We start from the raw sequence: 4,486 nt of genomic DNA, 5'->3' as shown, positions 1-4,486 counted from the left end.
ATCGCGGACGGCGAGATCGTCGCTTACCGGATCAATGATCGCTATCCGCACTTGCAATTCGCCGATGGCAAATGGGCGGCGTACTCGACCGGCTTCGCACTGGTGCGTCATCAGCTGGCTTTGCCACCGGCGCCTAACAGTACGGGACCGCAGCCCGCCGACGAAAGGCAAGACGTCTACAGCCTGTACCTGCATATGGCTGATTGGAGTACTTACCTCGGCGATGCCATGAATAAAATTAGAGAGGGAAATACATCCGGCGGGGTTGTCTTGGATGGACTTACGAATCGCAGAAGCGACGAAGTTGATCTCTTTATTTACGGCGCATATAAAATTAATGGCGCGCCACTGCCATCACGTTAAAAAACTAGATAGCTCCCCATGAGAGAGTATGCGATTGGACGGCCGCTCAAGATAATATCTATTATCTTTTTTGCACTAAATATATCTAATTTGTGCGCTAACGAATTGGATGAATCAATAGTCGGATTGTGGCAGGTTGCTGAGGTTCATCTCAATACAAATTCATCGCGCACGACATTGTATCAATGGAATGATCCGCGCCTTCGCGGTCGGTTTTTCAAGTTTGAGTCAAACGGTATTTCGAACGATACCCCGGAAAATGGTATTTGCCGCCGTCCAAAAGTTAATGCCGACCGTCTGGCGCCGAAGCAGCTCATCGCTGAGAGTATGGCCGGATATGGATATCCAACTAAGTTGGCGAACCCCAAAGACTACAAGCTTAACCTCAATGAACTCAAGTTGCACAAAGTACTGCATATTAATTGCGGGGAGGAAACTTGGAATGGCACCCTGGGTGCGAACGGCGGGCCAAGAGGATCTTGGATAGTAAAATTAGAGAGAAACGTGATTTTGTTGCGGTGGTATGACGAAACAATTCTTGTTCTAAGAAAGGTTCGCGAGAATACAAGACCAAACCCGTCGTTTTTGTGCGCGAGGAAAAGTAGCAAGGCCGAGTCTGCAATATGTCACTCACTTGCATTGGCATCCTTCGATCGAAGCATATACGATGCGTACAGACTTGCGATTACTCAGCATCGAGAATCTGAGGGCGATGAGAATAATTTAATTAATGAACAGAGGGCGTGGCTAAAGGCTCGCACAGAATGCGAATCAGATGAGAAGTGCCTGAAGTCGTCAATGAGTAGGCGATTGGAGGAATTGATGGAGGGAACGCGACAATAACCGGGGCAATCGGGAGGATTGTTGACACGCATCCATATTGCTCGTGTGTATAAAGGAAGGTCAGCCTTGATTTTTCCTGCAGATCATCTTGTGATGCCTGGTGCAAACGCCAAGTGGTGCAGTCGGCAGATATGCCCGTGAGATGCACCACTGGGCGCGCGAGGCGCAAGGATTCGAAGTGGATGCGGTAACGCTGGCGGAAGTTGCCAAGTTGCGCGAAGCCGCAGGCCTGTTTGCCTGGCAGGAAACCAACAGAGAAATTTTGATGTGGGACGCTACCCGCCTGACCACGGCGTTTGGGCGTGCCGCTGAAGCTATCGCCTTTACGCAAGGTGATATTGCCGACTGCAATCAAATCGCCATGTTCGACCCGGAGTTCGGGCAATGGCATTTCGTGCCCGTCCTTCACAACTTGATGATGGCGGGCAACACAACAGCAGTACGACTTGATTTCAAGGAATGGATGGTGAACCAGCGTCATGACATTCTCAATGGCGACACTACTACGACAAACGGTACTGTCATTGCGACCTCCCGGACCGAAATGCTTAACGGTCGGGCGTTGGCGTATGAGGGCGACCCCGTCTGGTGCCCGAAATGCAAGACAACGGGCAAGATAGGCTGCGTGGGCGAGCGGATGCCCAGTCCGGGACATGATGGCCGCGAACAGGCGTTGAGCTATGACTGGTGCCTGTGCAAGTGTGATCCGAAGCCGCGCCTGGTTGCGTCGCAGAGCGAGTCCGTAAGCATTGCATAAGACCCCTCCCGCACGGAACTGCAAAATCCAAGCAGAGGACTTTTCGGCGACGGTTGGCGTGTAAAGGGCGGGGTACTATCCCACGCCGCCAAGCCACGGCGCCCTTCAGGCAAACGTCAGCGCACCGCGGCGCTCGGGCCGTTCCAGGTGCGGCACGCTGTTGAAGCTCAGCAGCCGCTGCACGCCGCGGCCGACGATGATCTCGCAGAACGCGGTATTGCGGAACTGCAGGTTCATCTCGATCGCCGCCTGCGACGGCGCGCCGAGCAGATCGGCGGTGGCGCGGCCGATGGCGCCGCCGGAGCTGACCACCAGGATCGCATCCTCGCGGGTGGTGCCTTCGCAGGCGAGCGCCAGCGCGCCGGCAATGCGCGTGCCGAAGTCGCCCCAGGTCTCGGGCATGTCGGCAAGCCCGTCCTGCGTCCACGCGTGGTAGGCCGCGCGGAAGGTGCGCCAGTAGTCGTTGTAGTCGCCGTTCTGGTGGGCGCGATGGTCGGCGCCGCCGGTATGGCAGCGGTACAGTGCCTCGCCGTCGTATTCGTTCAGGCCCGGGTGCGTGGCGATCTCTGCCTGGGCTTGCCCCATGCCGGCCAGGATTTCAGCGGCGGTGTCCCGCTGGCGCACCAGCGAGCCGGCCACCACGCGGCAGAAGCCCACGCCGCGCTCGGCGAAATACTCGCCCAGCCAGCGCGCCTGCTGGCGGCCGGTCGGCGACAGGCAATCGTAGTTGGCGGCGCCAAACGAGGCTTGTCCGTGCCGGACGAGGAAAAGCGTGGCCATAGCGGTCCCGTTAGGCGTTGGTGCGGGTTGCGGATGCGGGCCGGGCGCGGGCCCGGCGTGCAGGCATTCTAGGGATGCGCACCGCGGCGGCCAAGCAAGCGGTGCGCAATTCATAGCAGCCATGGCCTGGCTGCATTACCGCAGGGGAAGAGTCCCCCCGCGGGTTCAGGCTTGCGGCTCGCAAGGCACGCCCAGGTAGCCGGCCATCAGGCGGCTCAGTTCGGGCAGCAGCCGGTCGTCGTCGAGATGCAGCGGGCCGGAATCGTTGAGCACCGCATTGACCAGCACGCTGAAGACCGCCTGCATGGCAAAGCGCACGCGCAGCTCGGCGGTATCGGCCGGCAGCGACAGCCGCGGTACCAGCAGCTGCACCATGCGTTCGACGATGGCTTCGCCGTTCTGGCGGTGGGGCAGCCATTCCTCCGGCCGGGTCGACGCATGCCTGAGCGAAGCGCGCATCACGCCGCGGTTGGCGCGCGTGCCCAGCACCAGGAAGCGCGCGGTCTTTTCCAGCAGCACCGGCGTCGGCACATCGTCCCAGCGCTCTTGGGCCAGATAGCGGTCGATCGAGGCTGAGGTCTCTTCCATCACCAGCCCGCGCAGCGCCTCGAAATAGGCCATCTTGTCGCGGAAGCGGCCGTAGAAGGCGCCTACCGAAACCTGGCAGGCCGCGGCGATCTGCGCGACCGACACCGCGGCAAAGTCGCGCGTGGCCAGCAGTTCGCGGCCCGCGCCGAGCAAGGCCTGCTCGGTCTCGCGGGCGCGGCGCTGGCGCGGCGGCTGCAGGATCGAAGGCGTATCGATACGGGGAAAGGAGCTGGTGTTGGAGAGGCCGGACGAGGTGGCTGACATAGGGATTTTCCGTATTCGAATTCGGATTCGATTTTGAAAAATACCGGCGCGCGCCGCGACGCGTCAAGGTTTTTGTCGGGTGGTTGTTCGGACGCGCGTGGGGGGGCGCACCCGGCGCCGCTTTCGGTTGCGCGGTCCGACGCGGCCTCAGAGCGACCCGAACACCGTCCCAAGCCCGTAGGTAAAGGCCGCCGCCATGCCGCCGATCACGATCTGCCGCACGGCGGAAAACCATCCCGCGCGGCCGTTGAACGACGACGTGCCCCAGCCCACCAGCCCCAGCCCGGCCAGGCAGGCAATGATGCTGCCGAGCCGCGCGGACGGACCGGCGGTCACCAGGAACGGCAGCAGCGGCACCAGCGCGCCGCTGCTGTACAGCACGAACGAGATCACCGCCGCCTGCACCGGGTTGCCGCCGCGCTCCTGCGGATTGATGCCGAGCACGTCGCGCGCGAAGGTGTCGAGCGCCGTGCGCGGATTGCGCATGATCTCGTCGGCGGCGCGCTCGGCATCGGCCGGCGGCAGGCCCTTGCCCGTAATCACCGTCACCAGCCTTTGCCGGGCCTTGCCGGCATCGTGCTCGATCTCGTTGGCCATGTCTCGCATCCGCTTGTTGTTCATCTCGCGGCTGTTGGTGACCGACAGCCACTCGCCCAGCGCCATCGAGCATGCGCCCGCCACCAGGCCCGCCAGCCCGGCGAGGATGACCGCCTCGCGCGTGGCCGCCGCACCTTCCAGCCCCATCACCAGGCAGAAGCTGGATACCAGCCCGTCGTTGACGCCCAGCACCGCGGCGCGCAGCGCATTGCCGGAGGGGCGATGGATCAGGCGCCGCACGCGGGCGCCGAAGCCGGGTGGGGTAGGGGCGCTGGTCGGGGGCATGGTCTGGGC

6 protein-coding genes are annotated in these 4,486 nt (G+C 61.6%); 3 read left to right on the top strand and 3 right to left on the bottom strand.

Going from position 1 to position 4,486, the window contains the following annotated elements; translation table 11 throughout:
• The 3 genes from AB1I47_RS33435 to AB1I47_RS33425 form a co-directional block, all read left to right on the top strand.
• Positions 1-363 (top strand): hypothetical protein (locus tag AB1I47_RS33435; protein WP_354687934.1); only part of this gene is annotated, 363 nt, incomplete at its 5' end.
• 18 nt (positions 364-381) lie between these two features.
• A complete protein-coding gene (locus AB1I47_RS33430) occupies positions 382-1,206 on the top strand; it encodes a lysozyme inhibitor LprI family protein (RefSeq protein ID WP_354687933.1) in 825 nt (274 codons plus the stop codon).
• A gap of 100 nt (positions 1,207-1,306) precedes the next feature.
• Positions 1,307-1,963, top strand: coding sequence for a PAAR domain-containing protein (locus tag AB1I47_RS33425; RefSeq protein ID WP_354687932.1), 657 nt, complete (start codon positions 1,307-1,309; stop codon positions 1,961-1,963).
• Positions 1,964-2,068: 105 nt separating this feature from the next.
• Here AB1I47_RS33425 and AB1I47_RS33420 read toward each other — a convergent pair whose 3' ends face one another.
• The 3 genes from AB1I47_RS33420 to AB1I47_RS33410 form a co-directional block, all read right to left on the bottom strand.
• Positions 2,069-2,743, bottom strand: a complete 675-nt coding sequence (locus AB1I47_RS33420; protein WP_354687931.1) for a histidine phosphatase family protein — start codon at positions 2,741-2,743, stop codon at positions 2,069-2,071.
• A gap of 165 nt (positions 2,744-2,908) precedes the next feature.
• Positions 2,909-3,595 carry a TetR/AcrR family transcriptional regulator gene (locus tag AB1I47_RS33415; protein ID WP_354687930.1) on the bottom strand — a complete coding sequence of 229 codons (687 nt, stop codon included), beginning with the start codon at positions 3,593-3,595 and terminating at the stop codon, positions 2,909-2,911.
• Positions 3,596-3,742: 147 nt separating this feature from the next.
• The coding region (locus AB1I47_RS33410; protein ID WP_354687929.1) for a VIT1/CCC1 transporter family protein at positions 3,743-4,486 on the bottom strand (744 nt) is incomplete at its 5' end.

This window comes from Cupriavidus necator, from assembly GCF_040578825.1.
Lineage (GTDB): Bacteria > Pseudomonadota > Gammaproteobacteria > Burkholderiales > Burkholderiaceae > Cupriavidus > Cupriavidus necator_E.
The sequence above is the reverse complement of the archived record's forward strand: the minus strand, read 5'-3'. Positions and strand labels throughout refer to the sequence as shown.